Here is a 15179-nt window from a genome sequence, read left to right on the forward strand (position 1 = left end):
GTCAGGCCAGCACGACGTCGCGCAGGATCGCGTCGAGCAGCAGCGCGCCGGCCTCCGTCACGATCAGGCGGGGGCCGTCGCGGACGATCAGGCCGTGGGAGGACAGGCGGCGGACGGCGGCATCGTCGATCATCGCTGAGCCTTCCGCCAGCGCCTCGACGCGGGCAAGGTCGACGCCTTCGCGCAGGCGCAGGCCCATCACCAACGCCTCGGTCGCGCGGGTGACGGGGGCGAGGTGATCCTCCACCTCGATGCCGTGGCCGTTGCGATCGACCGCGGACAGCCAGTTCTCCGGCTTGCGACGGCGGCTGGTCGCATGGCCCGTGCGCCGTCCATGCGCGCCGGGGCCGATGCCGGCATAGTCGCCGTAGCGCCAGTATGTGAGGTTGTGGCGGCTCTCCGCGCCGATGCGGGCGTGGTTGGACGTTTCATAGGCGGGGAGGCCGGCAGCGGCGGTCAGGGCGCGTGTCGCCTCGAACAGGTCGGCGGCGGCATCGCCGTCGGGAATGGTGAGGCGGCCGGCGGCGGCCTCCGTGGCGAAGCGGGTGCCGGGTTCGATGGTGAGCTGGTAGAGCGACAGGTGTTCGGTCCCGAACGACAGCGCGCGGGCCAGCTCGGCCTGCCACGCGGCCAGCGATTGATCCGGGCGGGCATAGATCAGGTCGAAGCTGACACGCGGGAACGTCGCCTGCGCGGTGGCGAGCGCGCGCAATCCTTCATCCACGCCGTGCGCCCGGTCTAGGAAGCGCAGCGCCGCATCGTCGAGGGCCTGCAACCCCAGCGACACGCGGTTGACCCCGGCGGCGGCCAGATCGGCGAAGCGCGCCGCCTCCACCGAGGAGGGGTTCGCCTCCAGCGTGATCTCGATGTCCGGCGCAAAGCCCCAGGCGCGCTCGGCGGCGTCCAGGATCGCCGCGACGGTGGCCGGCGGCATCAGCGAGGGGGTACCGCCGCCAAAGAAGATCGAACCCAGCCGCCGGCCCGGCAGCGCCGCCACCTCATGCGCGAGATCGGCGAGCAGCGCATCGCGCCAGCGCGCCTGATCCACCGCCTCGCGGACATGGCTGTTGAAGTCGCAATAGGGACATTTGGAGACGCAGAAGGGCCAATGGACGTAAAGTGCGAGATCGGGGGGCGTTGCGGCAGGCATGATGCGCGCCGATATGGCCGTGATGATCCCGTTACGCCACCCGCTGATCGCCGCCCTGTTGATGCTCGCGTCTTGCGCGCAAGGACCCGAACGCGTGGTCGAGCCGCGTCCCTCCACCGCGCCGGTCGCGCGCGGCGAGGGGCTGTTGCGGCGGGCGATGCTGGACGGGCAGAATGCGGCGCGCGGCGCACTCGGCATCGCGCCGCTGGCGTGGAGCGACACGCTGGCGAGAAGCGCGCGCGCCTATGCCGAGGAGATGGCGCGCACCGGCCGCTTCCGCCATGCCGACCAGCCGCAGGGACCGGGCCGCGAGGGCGAGAATCTGTGGACGGGGACGCGGGGCGCCTATGCCTATGACGAGATGGTCGGGCACTGGGTCGCCGAGAAGCGCGATTTCGTGAACGGCGTCACGCCCGATTCCAGCCGCACCGGGCGCTGGGAGGATGTCGGCCATTATGCGCAGATCGTCTGGCGGAACAGCCGGGAGGTCGGCTGTGCGATGGCGAGCAACGCCAAGGACGACTTCCTGGTGTGCCGATACGCGCCCAGCGGCAATGTGGTGGGCGAGCGGGCGTATTGAGACTCAAGCCCTCTCCCCAGAGGGGAGAGGGCTTTGAAGATCAGAACACCGCCTTCACCAACTGGCGAAAGGCGTCGCCGCGGTGGCTGATCCCGCTTTTCGTGTCCGAATCCATTTCGGCAAAGGTCGTGTCATAGCCGTTGGGCCGGAACATCGGGTCATAGCCATGGCCCTGGGTGCCGCGTGGCGGCCAGACCAGCGTGCCATCGACCCGCCCCTCGAACCATTCGACGTGCCCGTCCGGCCAGGCCAGCGCCAGCGCGCAGACGAAATGCGCGTCGCGCGGGGCATCCGGGGTTTCGCCCAGCCGATCCTCGACCAGCCGCATCGCCATGTCGAAATCCTTTTGCGGACCACCCCAGCGCGCCGAAAAGATGCCGGGATCGCCGCCCAGCGCCTCGACGCACAGGCCGCTGTCATCGGCCAGCGCGGGCAGGCCGGACAGGTCCGCCGCGGCCAGCGCCTTCAGCTCGGCATTGGCGACAAAGGTCGTGCCCGTCTCTTCCGGCTCCGGCAGGTCGAGATCGCCCGCCGAGACCGGCTCGACGCCGTAGGGCGCCAGCAGTTCGCGGATCTCGACGATCTTGCCCTTGTTATGGCTGGCGATCACCAGCTTGCCGGGGCCGAGCTTGCGGATCGCCTGCGGTTCGCGGCCCTCGCCGCTCATGCCGCAACCGCCTTTGCCTGTGCCGCGAAGATCTCGTTGCAGCCCATGCGCGCGAGGCGGAGCAGGCGGAGCAGCGCTTCCTCGTCATAGGTGGCATGTTCGGCGGTCGCCTGCACCTCGGCGATGTGGCCGTTCTCCAGCAGCACGAAATTGGCGTCCGCATCGGCGGCCGAATCCTCGACATAGTCGAGGTCGAGGACGGGCGTACCCTGATGGATGCCGCACGACACCGCGGCCACCTTCTGCCGGATCGGGTCGCTGGTCAGCTTGCCGTCGCGCAGCAGGGTGTCGACCGCCATGCGCAGTGCGATCCACGCGCCCGAGATGGAGGCGGTGCGCGTGCCGCCGTCCGCCTGGATCACGTCGCAGTCGAGCACGATCTGCCGCTCGCCCAGCGCCTTCAGGTCGACCACCGAGCGGAGCGAACGGCCGATCAGCCGCTGGATCTCCTGCGTGCGACCCGATTGCTTGCCCTTGGCCGCCTCGCGGCTGCCGCGGGTGTGGGTGGCGCGGGGCAGCATGCCATATTCGGCGGTCACCCAGCCTTCGCCCTTGCCGCGCAGGAAGGGGGGCACCCGCTCCTCGATCGAGGCGGTGACGAGCACCTTGGTGTCGCCGAACCCGATCAGCACCGACCCCTCGGCATGGCGGGTGAAACGGGGCTCGACGGTGATGGGACGCATCTGGTCTGGCGTGCGGCCGGAGGGGCGCATGGACGTTCCTTCATTCTGGATGTTTGTTGCCCGGTTAGCCTTCCGTTCGGGGGTGCGCCAGCCTAGATCACATCCATGGCCACCCCGCCGATCATCGAACTGAGTGCGCGCGCCCGCGACATCTTTCGCGTGGTGGTCGACAGCTATCTGGAAAGCGGCGTGCCGGTGGGGTCGAAGACGATCGCCCGGTCGGGGATCAACCTGTCGCCGGCCTCCATCCGCGGCGTGATGCAGGAACTGGAGGAGGTGGGGCTGCTCGCCGCGCCGCACACCTCCGCCGGGCGGATGCCGACCGAACAGGGCCTGCGCCTGTTCGTCGACGGCATGATGCACGTCCATGAGCCGAGCGCGGAGGAACGCGCCGCGATCGAGGCGCGAGCGGGCACGCACGGGCCGGTCGAGGAAGCGCTGGCGGCGACCACCGCGATCCTGTCCGGCCTGTCGGCGTGTGCGGGACTGGTGATGGTGCCCAAGCGCGAGGTGAAGCTGCGCTCGATCGGGTTCGTGCCCCTGTCGCCGGTACAGGCGCTGGCGGTGCTGGTCAGCGAGGACGGATCGGTCGAGAACCGCGTGCTGCAGGTGCCCGGCGGCATGACTTCGTCTGCACTGGTGGAGGCGGGCAATTTCATGACCGCGACGCTGGGCGGGCTGACGCTGGCGGAGGCGCAGGGGCGGCTGGAGCGCGAGCTGAAGGGCACGCGCGCGGCGCTGGACGGTGCGGCGCGCGAACTGGTCGAACGCGGTCTTGCCGTGTGGAGCGAGGATGGCGAGCGGCGGCCGGTGCTGATCGTGCGCGGGCAGGGGCGGCTGATCGATGCCGCCGCCGCCGCCGATCTGGAACGGGTGCGCGACCTGCTCGACGATCTGGAGGGCAAGCAGGAAATCGCCAGCCTGCTCGATTCGGCGCGGGCGGGCGATTCGACCCGGATCTTCATCGGTGCGGAGAACAAGCTGTTCGCGCTGTCCGGCTCCTCGGTGATCGCGCGACCCTTTCGCGGGCTGGACGGGCAGGTGGTCGGCGTGGTGGGGGTGATCGGCCCCACGCGGTTGAACTATGCCCGCGTCGTGCCCATGGTGGATTTCACCGCGGCGACGCTTGCCCGACTGATGGGCTGACCCCGACTTGTGCGTACAGGGAACATGATGAACGAGAACGAGACCAAGCAGCCGGAAACGCAGGATCTGCGCGAGGAAACGGCCGAGGCCGCGCCCGAAGTGGCGGAGCATGACGCGCTGGGAAGCTTGCGCGAGCAACTGGCCGAGGCGCAGCAGCAGACGCTGTATGCCCGCGCCGAGGTGCAGAATATCCGCCGTCGCGCCGAAAAGGACGTGTCGGACGCACGCGCCTACGCGTCCACCAACTTTGCCCGCGATATCCTGTCGGTGGCGGACAATCTGGGCCGCGCGCTGCAGGCGATCCCCGCCGACCTGCGCGAGGATGACAAGATGAAGGGCCTTGTCGCGGGGCTGGAGGCGACGGGCCGCGAGCTGGACAGCGTGTTGGGCCGCCACGGCATCACCAAGATCGCCGCGATGGGCGAGACGCTGGACCCCAATCGCCACCAGGCGATGCTGGAAATGCCCTCGGACGCGGCGCCCGGCACGATCGTGCAGGAAATGCAGTCGGGCTATATGATCAAGGATCGCCTGCTCCGCCCGGCACTGGTCGCGGTCGCCAAGAAGCCGGACTGATCGATCCGTCGCTGCGCCCTCTCCCTCGGCGGGGGGGAGAGGGTTGGCAAGGGCGATCCTTGCGCTACACCCCTGCCCATGAACGACAATCTTTGCGCCGACCGGCCGACCTTCGTCACCCATCTCGAATGCTCGATGACCGGCGAGCGCTACGAGGCGGACCGGCTTCATGGCCTGTCGCGGGTCGGGCGCCCGCTGCTCGTCCGCTATGATCTGGATGCGGTGAAGGCGGCGCTGGCGAAGGACGCGCTGGCCGCGCGTGAAACCGATCTGTGGCGCTGGCGCGAACTGCTGCCCGTCCGTCGTACCGAAAACATCGTCAGCCTGGGCGAGATCGAGACGCCGCTGATCCCGGTGCCCCGCTCGGGTGGCGCCAATGTGCTGGTCAAGGACGAGGGGCGCCTGCCCACCGGCAGCTTCAAGGCGCGCGGCCTCGTCATGGCGGTGGCGATGGCCAAGGAGCTGGGCGTCACCCGCATCGCCATGCCGACCAACGGCAATGCCGGCGCGGCGCTTGCCGCCTATGCCAGCCGCTGCGGGATCGAGACCATCGTCTTCTGCCCCGAAGACACCCCCGAGGTGAATGTGCGGGAGATCGCGGCTCAGGGTGCGCGCGTGTGGCGGGTGAACGGCCTGATCGACGATTGCGGCGCGATCGTGGGGAAGGGCGCGGCGGAGGGACGATGGTTCGACCTGTCGACGCTGAAGGAGCCGTACCGGATCGAGGGCAAGAAGACGATGGGGCTGGAACTGGCCGCACAGGGCGGCTGGCGGCTGCCCGATGCGATCTTCTACCCTACCGGCGGCGGCACCGGCCTGATCGGCATGTGGAAGGCGTTCGACGAGCTGGAAAAGCTCGGCTGGATCGGATCGGAGCGCCCGCGCATGTACGCGGTGCAGGCATCGGGCTGCGCGCCGATCGTCAAGGCGTTCGACGACGGCGTCGAGCATGCCGAACGCTGGGAGAATGCCCACACCGTCGCCGCCGGCATCCGGGTGCCGCGCGCGGTGGGCGATTTCCTGATCCTGCGCGCGGTGCGCGAATCGGGCGGCAAGGCGCTGGCGGTGGACGATGCCGATACGCTGCGCGCGGTGGCGGACTGCGCACGCGATGATGGCCTGTTGCTCTGTCCGGAGGGTGGCGCGACGCTGGCGGCGTACCGCAATGCACTGGCGACGGGCGAGGTGGATGCGGGTGAGCGCGTCGTGCTGTTCAACTGCGCGACCGGCCTGAAATACCCGATGCCGGAAGCGCCGAACTGGCTGGACCGGACCGCGCCGATCGACTTCGACGCGCTGTGACGGCTAGCGCCGGCCGATAGGGAAGGGGACCAGCGTCTCATATTGCGCAAGGCCGGGGGCGCCGGGCACCCGGCCCCCGTGTGCGAGCAGAAAGGCGTGGCGCACGATTTCCGCCTGTTGTTCCAGCCCGTAGCGGCGAAAGGGCTGGCCGGGCTTCAGCGCATAGCCGTACCGGCAGAAGGGATGACGCGCGAGCGGCAGGCAGATGCCCTGCTGGTGCTGCCAGACGTGCACCATCTCGTGGATGAACAGCCCTTGCTCGTGCAGCGGACAGGCGCCGAAATCCTCGCGCCACAGGCCGCCCTTGGGGTGGAAATGGATGCAGCCGCGCGGGGCCATCACCGTATTGCGCGGCTGGAAGAAGGCCCATTTGGTCGGCGACAGGCCGACCGCGTCATAGTCGATCGTGTCGCCGAAGACGCTGCGCGCCAGCGCGGTTTCGGCAGGTGTCAGGGTACGTCGCTGCATCGCCCGTAAAGGTGGGACGGCGGCGGGCGCTTGCAAAGCCCTAGTTGCCGAGCAGCTTCATCACGTCCTGCTGACTCTGATTGGCCTGGGCGAGCATCGAGGCGGAGGCCTGTTTCAGGATCTGCGCGCGGGCGAGGTTCACCGTCTCGACCGAGAAATCCGCATCCTCGATCCGCGAGCGTGCGTCGGACAGGTTGGTGGTGTTGGTGGTCAGGTTGTTGACCACCGATTCCAGCCGGTTCGCGGTGGCACCGATGCCGGCGCGCATGCTGGATACCTTTGAAAGCATCTCGTCCATGCGCTTCATCGTGTTTTCGGAACGATAGCGGTTGGTGACGTTCAGTTCGTCGGTGAGGGAAAAATCTTCGTGTCCCGTATAATAGGAGTAGCCACCATTCTCGTCATGCCATTGATCGCCGGGCTGCTGGTAGACGGTGGTGCCGATCTGCTCCTTGGTAATCAGTTGCCCGGCACGCTTTGCGCCGGCGTCATAATCTTCGAATGTGATGAGATGCTGCTGCGAGGAATAGGTCGTAGCAGGGGTCGCAAGCCATTGGTTTCCATTATGTCGACGATGGTAAGATAGAGGCAGGTTGTCGATCTTGATGTCGATCCTGTCGTTGCTGTTCGCGCCGGCCTGCACCGAAATCTTCGTGCCACGCTCCGGTTCTGGCTCGTCATAAGGCCAGTGATACAGCGCTGTATCGAACAGCTTCACGCCATTGAACTGCGTGTTGTTCAGCGTCGTTTCGATCTGCTTGGCGAGCGCCGTCACCTCGACCTGCAACGCCGCGCGGTCGTTGTCGCTATACGTACCCGACGCCGCCTGCACCGCCAGCTCGCGGATGCGCTGGGCCATGCTGGTCACCTCACCCAGTGCGCCGTCGGCGGTCTGGACCAGCGAGGTGCCGTCGATCGCGTTGCGCATCCCCTGGCGCATGCCCATGATCTGTGCGGTCATCGTCGAGGCGATGGCGAGACCGGCGGCGTCGTCCTTGGCCGAATTGATCCGCTTGCCCGTCGACAGCCGGTTCATCGCGGTGTCGAGGCTCGTCTCCGCCAACCGCGACGCGCCCAGCGCGCGCAGGGCCGCACCGTTGGTGTTGATGACCGTCATGACCCCGAATCCTCCCGCCGGACTCCCATTTCCGACGGGGGATCATGCGGTTGGGCCGCAGCGACGGCCTATCCGGGCTTTTTCCGGATATGCTTAACGCGCGATTAGCTATCTGCCGGGCGGGGTGCGTTTGCGGCGATCACCTTGGCCCCCGTCACGATGCGGCGACCGTCCGAGAAACTCAGCGTCAGGGTGATGTAGCGTCCGGGCTTCACGCCCGGATTGACGTCGAACAGCATGACGTGCCGCCCACCCGGCGCGAACACCACATCGCTATGCGCCGGGATCGGCACCGAGGCGATCGGGCGCATGCCGTTCGCCATGCTTTCATGCATTTCCGAGCGGATCGCGACATCGGTGGTCACGTTGATCAGCGTCTTGGGGTCCGGCCCGCCATGCACGGTGAAATAGGCCGCGGCCGGTCGGCCCGGTACCGCACCGAGGCGCGCCCAGGCGTCGCCGGCCTCCACCGTGGTGCGCGCCGTGTCGCAGGAGGGCAGCGTGGCGAGCGCCAGCACCGTCCAAACAATGCCCAAACCGGTGCGCAACGCCCGTCTCTCCCGTGCCGTTCCGAAAATCGTCCACATCCCTATGACGCCGTCAATCTTGCGGCAAGCATTGGCCCACCTATATCCGCCCCATCAACGCAACGGTTGCGCCGCCGTAACGGGGCGCGGCCGGGGCATTTCTTAGAGAGTGTGAGGGGCTATCAGGACTCATGGCTAAAGTTATCGGTATCGATCTGGGCACCACGAACAGCTGCGTTTCGGTCATGGAAGGCGGCAAGCCCAAGGTGATCGAAAATGCGGAAGGCGCGCGCACGACGCCGTCGATCGTCGCCTTCGCCAAGGATGGCGAGCGACTGGTCGGCCAGCCGGCCAAGCGCCAGGCGGTGACGAACGGCGACAACACCATCTTCGCGGTGAAGCGCCTGATCGGCCGCCGCTTCGACGATCCGATCACCAAGAAGGACACCGAGCTGGTGCCCTACAAGATCGCGCGCGGCCCCAATGGCGACGCGTGGGTCTCGGCCGGCGGCAAGGATTACAGCCCGTCGCAGATCAGCGCCTTCACCCTTCAGAAGATGAAGGAAACCGCCGAATCCTACCTGGGTGAGACGGTGACGCAGGCGGTGATCACCGTGCCGGCCTATTTCAACGACGCACAGCGCCAGGCGACCAAGGACGCCGGTCAGATCGCCGGCCTCGAAGTGCTGCGCATCATCAACGAGCCGACGGCGGCCGCGCTCGCCTATGGCCTGGAGAAGCAGGACGGCAAGACGATCGCGGTCTACGACCTTGGCGGCGGCACCTTCGACGTGTCGATCCTGGAGATCGGCGACGGCGTGTTCGAGGTGAAGGCCACCAATGGCGACACCTTCCTGGGCGGCGAGGATTTCGACAACAAGCTGGTCGAATATCTGGCCGAGGGCTTCAAGAAGGACGAGGGCATCGACCTCGCCAAGGACAAGCTCGCGCTCCAGCGCCTGAAGGAAGCGGCTGAAAAGGCGAAGATCGAGCTGTCGTCGGCGGCCTCGACCGAGGTCAACCTGCCGTTCATCACCGCCGATCAGAACGGGCCGAAGCATCTGGTCAAGACGATCACGCGCGCCGATCTGGAGCGTCTGGTCGACGACCTGATCAAGCGCACGATCGAGCCGATGAAGAAGGCGCTGGCCGATGCGGGCGTGAAGACCGACGACATCAGCGAAGTGGTGCTGGTCGGCGGCATGACCCGCATGCCCAAGGTCCGCGAGGCGGTGAAGACCTTCTTCGGCAAGGATCCGCACACCGGCGTGAACCCGGACGAGGTCGTGGCGATGGGTGCCGCGATCCAGGCCGGCGTGCTGCAGGGCGATGTGAAGGACGTGCTGCTGCTCGACGTGACCCCGCTGTCGCTGGGTATCGAGACGCTGGGCGGCATCATGACCAAGATGATCGACCGCAACACCACGATCCCGACCAAGAAGAGCCAGGTCTATTCCACCGCGGACGACAATCAGGGCGCGGTCACCATCCGCGTATTCCAGGGCGAGCGCGAGATGGCGCAGGACAACAAGCTGCTGGGCCAGTTCGATCTGGTCGGCATCCCGCCGGCGCCGCGCGGCGTGCCGCAGATCGAGGTCACCTTCGACATCGACGCCAACGGCATCGTCAACGTGTCCGCCAAGGACAAGGGCACCGGCAAGGAGCAGCAGATCCGCATCCAGGCGAGCGGAGGCCTGTCGGACAACGACATCGAGCAGATGGTGCGCGATGCCGAGCAGTTTGCCGAGGAGGACAAGAAGCGCCGTGCGGCAGCGGAGGCGAAGAACAACGCCGAATCGCTGATCCACACCACCGAGCGCCAGCTTGCCGAGAATGGCGACAAGGTGGACGACGCCCTGAAGTCGGAAATCGAGGCGGCGATCGCCGAGACCAAGTCGGCGGTCGAATCGGACGATGCCGACCGCATGACCGAAAAGGCCCAGGCCCTGGCCCAGGTCGCGATGAAGCTCGGCCAGGCGATCTACGAGAAGCAGGCGCAGGCCGACGCTTCGCCCGCCGCCGGTGCCGATGCGCCCAAGCAGGACGACGTGGTCGACGCCGAATTCTCGGAAGTCGACGACACCAAGGCCTAAGGGCATGACCCCGTCCCGTCCCGCCGGTGCGCATGCCCGGGGGACGGGGCCCACGGGGCGGGGACGAGCATGAGCACGACGATCGATTATTACGAACTGCTCGAATGCGAGCGGACTGCGGACGACGCGACGATCAAGTCGCGGTATCGCAAGCTGGCGATGCAATATCACCCGGATCGCAACGCCGGGTGCAAGGATTCCGAAGCCAAGTTCAAGGCGATCAGCGAAGCCTATGACTGTCTGAAGGACCCGCAGAAGCGCGCGGCCTATGACCGGTACGGCCATGCCGCCTTTCAGCAGGGCGGCGGCGGTGGTGGCGGTGCCCAGGATTTCGGCGGCTTTTCCGACATCTTCGAAAGCGTCTTCGGCGAATTCATGGGCGGCGGACGTGGCGGCGGGCGGCAATCCGCGCGGCGCGGTGCGGACCTGCGCTACGACATGGAAATCAGCCTGGAAGAGGCGTTCCATGGCAAGGACACGGAGATCACCGTCGACGTGTCGGCGGCGTGTGACACCTGCCACGGCACCGGCGCGAAGCCGGGAACCAGCGCGCGCACCTGTCAGCACTGCAACGGGCACGGCAAGGTACGGGCACAGCAAGGCTTCTTCGTCGTCGAGCGCGCATGCCCGGTCTGCCAGGGTGCGGGCCAGGTCATCGCCGACCCTTGCGCCGATTGTCGCGGCGATGGCCGGATCGAGAAGACCAAGACGCTGTCGGTGAACGTACCGCCCGGCGTGGACGAGGGTACGCGCATCCGGCTGTCGGGCGAAGGCGAGGCCGGGGCGCGGGGCGCACCGCCGGGGGATCTCTACATCTTCCTGCACGTCAAGCGGCATGCGCTGTTCGAACGCGAGGGGACGACGCTGTTCGCCCGCGCGCCGATCAGCTTCACCACCGCAGCGCTTGGCGGATCGCTGTCGATTCCCGGGCTCGATGGCCGCACGCACGAGATCAAGATTCCGGCGGGCATCCAGTCGGGCAAGCAACTGCGCCAGCGCGGCGCCGGCATGCCCGTGCTGCAAGGTCGCGGGCAGGGCGATCTGGTCGTGCAGATCGAGGTGGAGACGCCGACCAAGCTGTCGACGCGCCAGCGTGAATTGCTGGAACTGTTCCGGGAAACGGAAACCGGTGAAGAATGCCCCGAAAGCCAGGGTTTCTTCACCAAGCTGAAAAACGTGTTCGCGGGCGAGTGACGCTACGGAAAGCGGGATCGTCGACGGTTTTTCCGTCGGCTTTCCCGCTTCATCCCACCGGAAATGACCGATAATTTCCGTCCGTGATGGCTGAGTTTCCATTTTTGCACTGTTCAGGCGCAAGTGGACGCGCCATCAGAGGCGCGTCCCGCCCCCCAGCGGGACCAAGGCACACGATTCTCCCATCTGGTGTGTCGCTCCGCTCGGCTACCTCCCTAACATAGCTGAGCGGAGCACCCGGGAGCCGCCTTTTCCCCATCCCCCCGGTGCTGGCCGATTCGCCTCAGGTGCCATTTGGCACCGGGCAGGCAGTTGCCGTTCCCTCCTGATCGATCGGAAGACCAGCATCACCAGTGATGAGGGCGCGGCTTTCCGATGTCCGAAACATCTTCGCGTCTTCGCGTCTTCGCGTGAAATCCCCCCCCTTGCACCCTGGCGCGGGCAGAACCCTGAACGGCCTCTACCGATTGGTTCGACGGCTTACGTCCCGCAAAAGGAATTTCACGCGAAGACGCGAAGACGCGAAGGAAGAACGCTCACGCGGAGACGCGGAGAGAGCCTGTTGCTCGACGTCTTCCATCTCTTCACCGGCCGACAAGCGTCGTCGGTGATCCGGAAGAGCCTGCGGCGCACGGTGCCCTGCGTCCTCCGTGCGACCACCTGACCGTTGCGGCGCGTGAACATCGCTACCCTGCCAGCAGCGATGCACCGGAGATGCTGATGTTGGAACGGGGGGAGCAGCCGCCGCTGCTCGACCCCCGTATATCGCGCCACCGTGCCGGTTTTTCCGGCGGCATTCTCTCCCGAAAATCGTCTTTGTCGTTGTTTGGCGACGCGATGGCGGATGCCTACGCGAAACGCAGACCAAAAAAAAGGCCGCTCAGAGAGCGGCCGAAAAGTTTTTAGGAGAGGATGCCTGAAAGGCACAGTCTTTTTGCACCGCCGAAGCGATTGCCGCAATTGCAAGTTAAGCAAATTTAATTGCAATTATTGCAACTGTTGAGCCAGTCCGGAACATCCTGCTTTTACAATCGCTTACGCAGGTTCGTCAGCCGAAAACACGTGCGAAGATCGTGTCGACATGCTTGAGGTGATAATCGAGATCGAACTTCGCCTCGATCTCCGCCACGGGCAATGCCGCCGTCACCTCGCTATCCGCCTTCAGCAGGTCGAGCAGCGACAGCGCGCCGTCCGATTCCCACACCTTCATCGCGTTGCGCTGGACCAGGCGATAGGAATCCTCGCGGCTGACACCGGCCTGCGTCAGCGCCAGCAGGACGCGCTGCGAGTGGACCAGCCCGCCCATGCGGTCGAGATTCTTTTGCATGCGCGCCGGATACACCACCAGCTTGTCGATCACCCCGGTCAGCCGGGCCAGTGCGAAATCGAGCGTGATCGTGGCGTCCGGGCCGATATAGCGCTCGACCGACGAGTGGCTGATGTCGCGTTCATGCCACAGCGCGACATTCTCCAGCGCCGGGGTGACATAGCCGCGCACCATGCGTGCAAGACCGGTCAGGTTCTCGGTCAGCACGGGATTGCGCTTGTGCGGCATCGCCGAGGAGCCCTTCTGGCCGGGCGAGAAATATTCCTCCGCTTCCAACACTTCGGTGCGCTGCAAATGCCGCACTTCGGTGGCCAGCCGCTCGATCGAACTGGCGATCACGCCCAGCGTGGCAAAGAACATCGCGTGCCGGTCGCGGGGGATCACCTGCGTCGATACCGGCTCGACCGACAGGCCGAGCTTTTCTGCGACATGCGCTTCGACCGAAGGGTCGATATTGGCGAAGGTGCCGACCGCGCCCGAAATCGCGCAGGTCGCGACATCGTCACGCGCGGCGATCAGGCGGGTGCGGTTGCGGGCGAACTCGGCATAGGCCTGTGCCAGCTTCAGGCCGAAGGTGACGGGTTCGGCATGGATGCCGTGGCTGCGTCCGATCGTCGGCGTCAGCTTGTGCTCCTCGGCGCGACGCTTCAGCACGACGAGCAACTGGTCCAGATCATCGATCAGAATGTCGGCGGCACGCTTCAACTGCACCGCCAGGCAGGTGTCGAGCACGTCGGACGAGGTCATGCCCTGGTGCAGGAAGCGTGCTTCCGGCCCGGTACGCTCGGACACATGGGTCAGGAACGCGATCACGTCATGCTTGGTCTCGGCCTCGATCGCATCGATGCGGGCAATGTCGAAGTCGCCGGCGGCCTTGTCGGCTTCCCAGATGCGCTCGGCTGCTTGCTTGGGCACGACGCCCAGGGCGGCCAGCGCGTCGGTGGCGTGCGCCTCGATCTCGAACCAGATGCGGAATCGGGCCTGCGGGTCCCAGATCGCAGTCATTTGGGGGCGGGAATAGCGCGGAATCATGGAACACCTCGGTCTCGGGAACGGCACGGTTCACCCCGCTCCGCTCTCCGGAAGCACGGTGTGCCGAGCCGTTAGCAGGGCAGGGCGACCTCTTCAAATAAACCGGATCGGCCCCTATATGGACAATCGACGCTTGGTTGATGCAAGCTTCACGCAAGATCACGATCGTGATCCTACCAGTTTATCGATCCGACCATGATAATGGAGAGACGAGATGTTGAAGTACGCTATGCTCGCAACCGCCATGACCGTTGCTGTTCCTGCGCTTGCGCAAACGACGACGGCACCGGCGCAGACTTCGCCAAGTGCGGCGCAGACTGCGGCACCTGCCGGCGCTGATCCGGCGCAGGTTGCTCCTGCCGAAGCGGCCGCGGCGCAGCCGGCGACCGCCAGCCAGGTCGCGCAGGTCGTGGACAGCCAGTGGGCGACCTATGACAAGGACGGCAACGGCTCGCTGAGCAAGGCCGAATTCTCCGAATGGATGGTCGCCCTGAAGGCGCAGACCGATCCGTCCGCCAAGGCCGAATCGGCGGATACCAAGAAGTGGGTGGGCACCGCCTTCGCCCAGGCGGACACCGACAAGAGCAAGTCGCTCAGCAAGTCCGAGGTGACGGGCTTCCTCACCGCCGGTCAGGGCTGATCGACCGGGCCGCCGCCCCCCTTGTCACGGGGCGGCGGCCCTTTTCATATCAATCCTTGCGAGCGCAGGCTGACATGCCCGCGTGCCCCGATGATCAGGTGGTCGTGCACCGCGATGCCCAGCCTGCGTCCGGCTTCCGCGATGTTGCGCGTCACGTCGATGTCGGCGCTGCTGGGCGAGGGGTCGCCGCTCGGATGGTTGTGAACCAGGATCAGCGCGCTGGAGTTCAGGTCGATTGCGCGGCGGATGACCTCGCGGACATGGACCGCGGCCTGATCGATCGATCCCTTGCTCATCACCTCGTCGCGGATCAGCATGTTCTTGGTGTTGAGGTGCAGCACCCGGAATCGCTCCACGCCGTGATGCGCCATGTCGGCGTGCAGATAGTCGAGAAGCGCCTGCCAGTTGGATAAGATCGGTCGCGATTCGGTGTGTGTCTGCACCAGTCGCAACGCGCAGGCCTGGGCGATCTTCAGCGCGGCGACCGCAGTTTCGCCCATTCCGTCCTGCTTCAACAAGGCGTCCGCATCGGCGGTCAGCACGCCGCCGATGCCCCCGAACTCGCGCAGCAGATTCTTGGCTAAGGGCTTGGTATCGCGGCGGGGAATGGCGGTAGCGAGCAAATATTCGATCAGTTCGTGATCCAGCAGCCCGGCCCCTCCCAGCAACCGTTGCCG

15 protein-coding genes are annotated in these 15179 nt (G+C 66.3%); 7 read left to right on the plus strand and 8 right to left on the minus strand.

Features of this window, described 5'->3' with window-relative positions:
• Position 1 precedes the first annotated feature (1 nt).
• On the minus strand, positions 2-1150 hold the full coding sequence (gene hemW, locus OXR08_RS02085) for a radical SAM family heme chaperone HemW (RefSeq protein WP_267347373.1): 1149 nt from the start codon (positions 1148-1150) through the stop codon (positions 2-4).
• On the opposite strand from hemW, the gene OXR08_RS02090 reads away from it, so the two are divergent.
• Positions 1149-1730 (plus strand): CAP domain-containing protein, encoded by a 582-nt coding sequence (locus OXR08_RS02090; protein WP_267347374.1) that lies wholly within the window; start codon positions 1149-1151, stop codon positions 1728-1730. The genes hemW and OXR08_RS02090 overlap by 2 nt on opposite strands.
• A 40-nt stretch (positions 1731-1770) precedes the next feature.
• Here OXR08_RS02090 and rdgB read toward each other — a convergent pair whose 3' ends face one another.
• Positions 1771-2397, minus strand: coding sequence for an RdgB/HAM1 family non-canonical purine NTP pyrophosphatase (gene rdgB, locus OXR08_RS02095; RefSeq protein ID WP_149682142.1), 627 nt, complete (start codon positions 2395-2397; stop codon positions 1771-1773).
• Complete coding sequence (gene rph, locus OXR08_RS02100; RefSeq protein ID WP_267347375.1) at positions 2394-3110, minus strand: ribonuclease PH; 717 nt, start codon at positions 3108-3110, stop codon at positions 2394-2396. Before rph ends, rdgB begins: the two co-directional genes overlap by 4 nt.
• A 75-nt stretch (positions 3111-3185) precedes the next feature.
• On the opposite strand from rph, the gene hrcA reads away from it, so the two are divergent.
• The 3 genes from hrcA to OXR08_RS02115 all read left to right on the plus strand — a co-directional run bounded on the left by hrcA (position 3186) and on the right by OXR08_RS02115 (position 6104).
• A complete protein-coding gene (gene hrcA, locus OXR08_RS02105; protein WP_149682140.1) occupies positions 3186-4226 on the plus strand; it encodes a heat-inducible transcriptional repressor HrcA in 1041 nt (346 codons plus the stop codon).
• Positions 4227-4253: 27 nt separating this feature from the next.
• The gene (grpE, locus tag OXR08_RS02110) at positions 4254-4802 is read left to right on the plus strand and encodes a nucleotide exchange factor GrpE (protein WP_112382281.1); all 549 of its coding nucleotides are present in this window, start codon (positions 4254-4256) and stop codon (positions 4800-4802) included.
• A 78-nt stretch (positions 4803-4880) separates the two neighbouring features.
• On the plus strand, positions 4881-6104 hold the full coding sequence (locus OXR08_RS02115; protein ID WP_267347376.1) for a threonine synthase: 1224 nt from the start codon (positions 4881-4883) through the stop codon (positions 6102-6104).
• Between the two features lie 3 nt (positions 6105-6107).
• Here the strand turns inward: OXR08_RS02115 and OXR08_RS02120 are convergent, their stop codons facing one another.
• From OXR08_RS02120 to OXR08_RS02130, 3 genes are all read right to left on the minus strand, one after another.
• Positions 6108-6572 (minus strand): vgr related protein, encoded by a 465-nt coding sequence (locus OXR08_RS02120; RefSeq protein ID WP_267347377.1) that lies wholly within the window; start codon positions 6570-6572, stop codon positions 6108-6110.
• Positions 6573-6612: 40 nt separating this feature from the next.
• A complete protein-coding gene (locus OXR08_RS02125; protein WP_267347378.1) occupies positions 6613-7689 on the minus strand; it encodes a flagellin in 1077 nt (358 codons plus the stop codon).
• A 104-nt stretch (positions 7690-7793) separates the two neighbouring features.
• Positions 7794-8237 carry a copper chaperone PCu(A)C gene (locus tag OXR08_RS02130; RefSeq protein ID WP_267347379.1) on the minus strand — a complete coding sequence of 148 codons (444 nt, stop codon included), beginning with the start codon at positions 8235-8237 and terminating at the stop codon, positions 7794-7796.
• Between the two features lie 170 nt (positions 8238-8407).
• Here OXR08_RS02130 and dnaK point away from each other — a divergent pair, with 170 nt between their 5' ends.
• Together dnaK and dnaJ are read left to right on the plus strand one after the other, a co-directional pair.
• Positions 8408-10309, plus strand: coding sequence for a molecular chaperone DnaK (gene dnaK, locus OXR08_RS02135; protein WP_112382095.1), 1902 nt, complete (start codon positions 8408-8410; stop codon positions 10307-10309).
• A 69-nt stretch (positions 10310-10378) separates the two neighbouring features.
• Entirely contained in the window at positions 10379-11503 is a 1125-nt protein-coding gene (gene dnaJ / locus OXR08_RS02140; protein WP_112382096.1) for a molecular chaperone DnaJ, read from the plus strand.
• Between the two features lie 1048 nt (positions 11504-12551).
• On the opposite strand, the gene purB is transcribed toward dnaJ, so the two are convergent.
• The gene (purB, locus tag OXR08_RS02145; RefSeq protein ID WP_267347380.1) at positions 12552-13862 is read right to left on the minus strand and encodes an adenylosuccinate lyase; all 1311 of its coding nucleotides are present in this window, start codon (positions 13860-13862) and stop codon (positions 12552-12554) included.
• A 244-nt stretch (positions 13863-14106) separates the two neighbouring features.
• Between purB and OXR08_RS02150 the strand changes: the two genes are divergently transcribed.
• On the plus strand, positions 14107-14502 hold the full coding sequence (locus OXR08_RS02150; RefSeq protein WP_267347381.1) for an EF-hand domain-containing protein: 396 nt from the start codon (positions 14107-14109) through the stop codon (positions 14500-14502).
• Between the two features lie 44 nt (positions 14503-14546).
• Here the strand turns inward: OXR08_RS02150 and radC are convergent.
• On the minus strand, positions 14547-15179 hold a 633-nt coding region (gene radC / locus OXR08_RS02155), incomplete at its 5' end, for a DNA repair protein RadC (protein WP_267347382.1).

This window comes from Sphingomonas sp. GM_Shp_2 (genome assembly GCF_026540875.1).
Taxonomy (GTDB): Bacteria; Pseudomonadota; Alphaproteobacteria; order Sphingomonadales; family Sphingomonadaceae; genus Sphingomonas; species Sphingomonas carotinifaciens.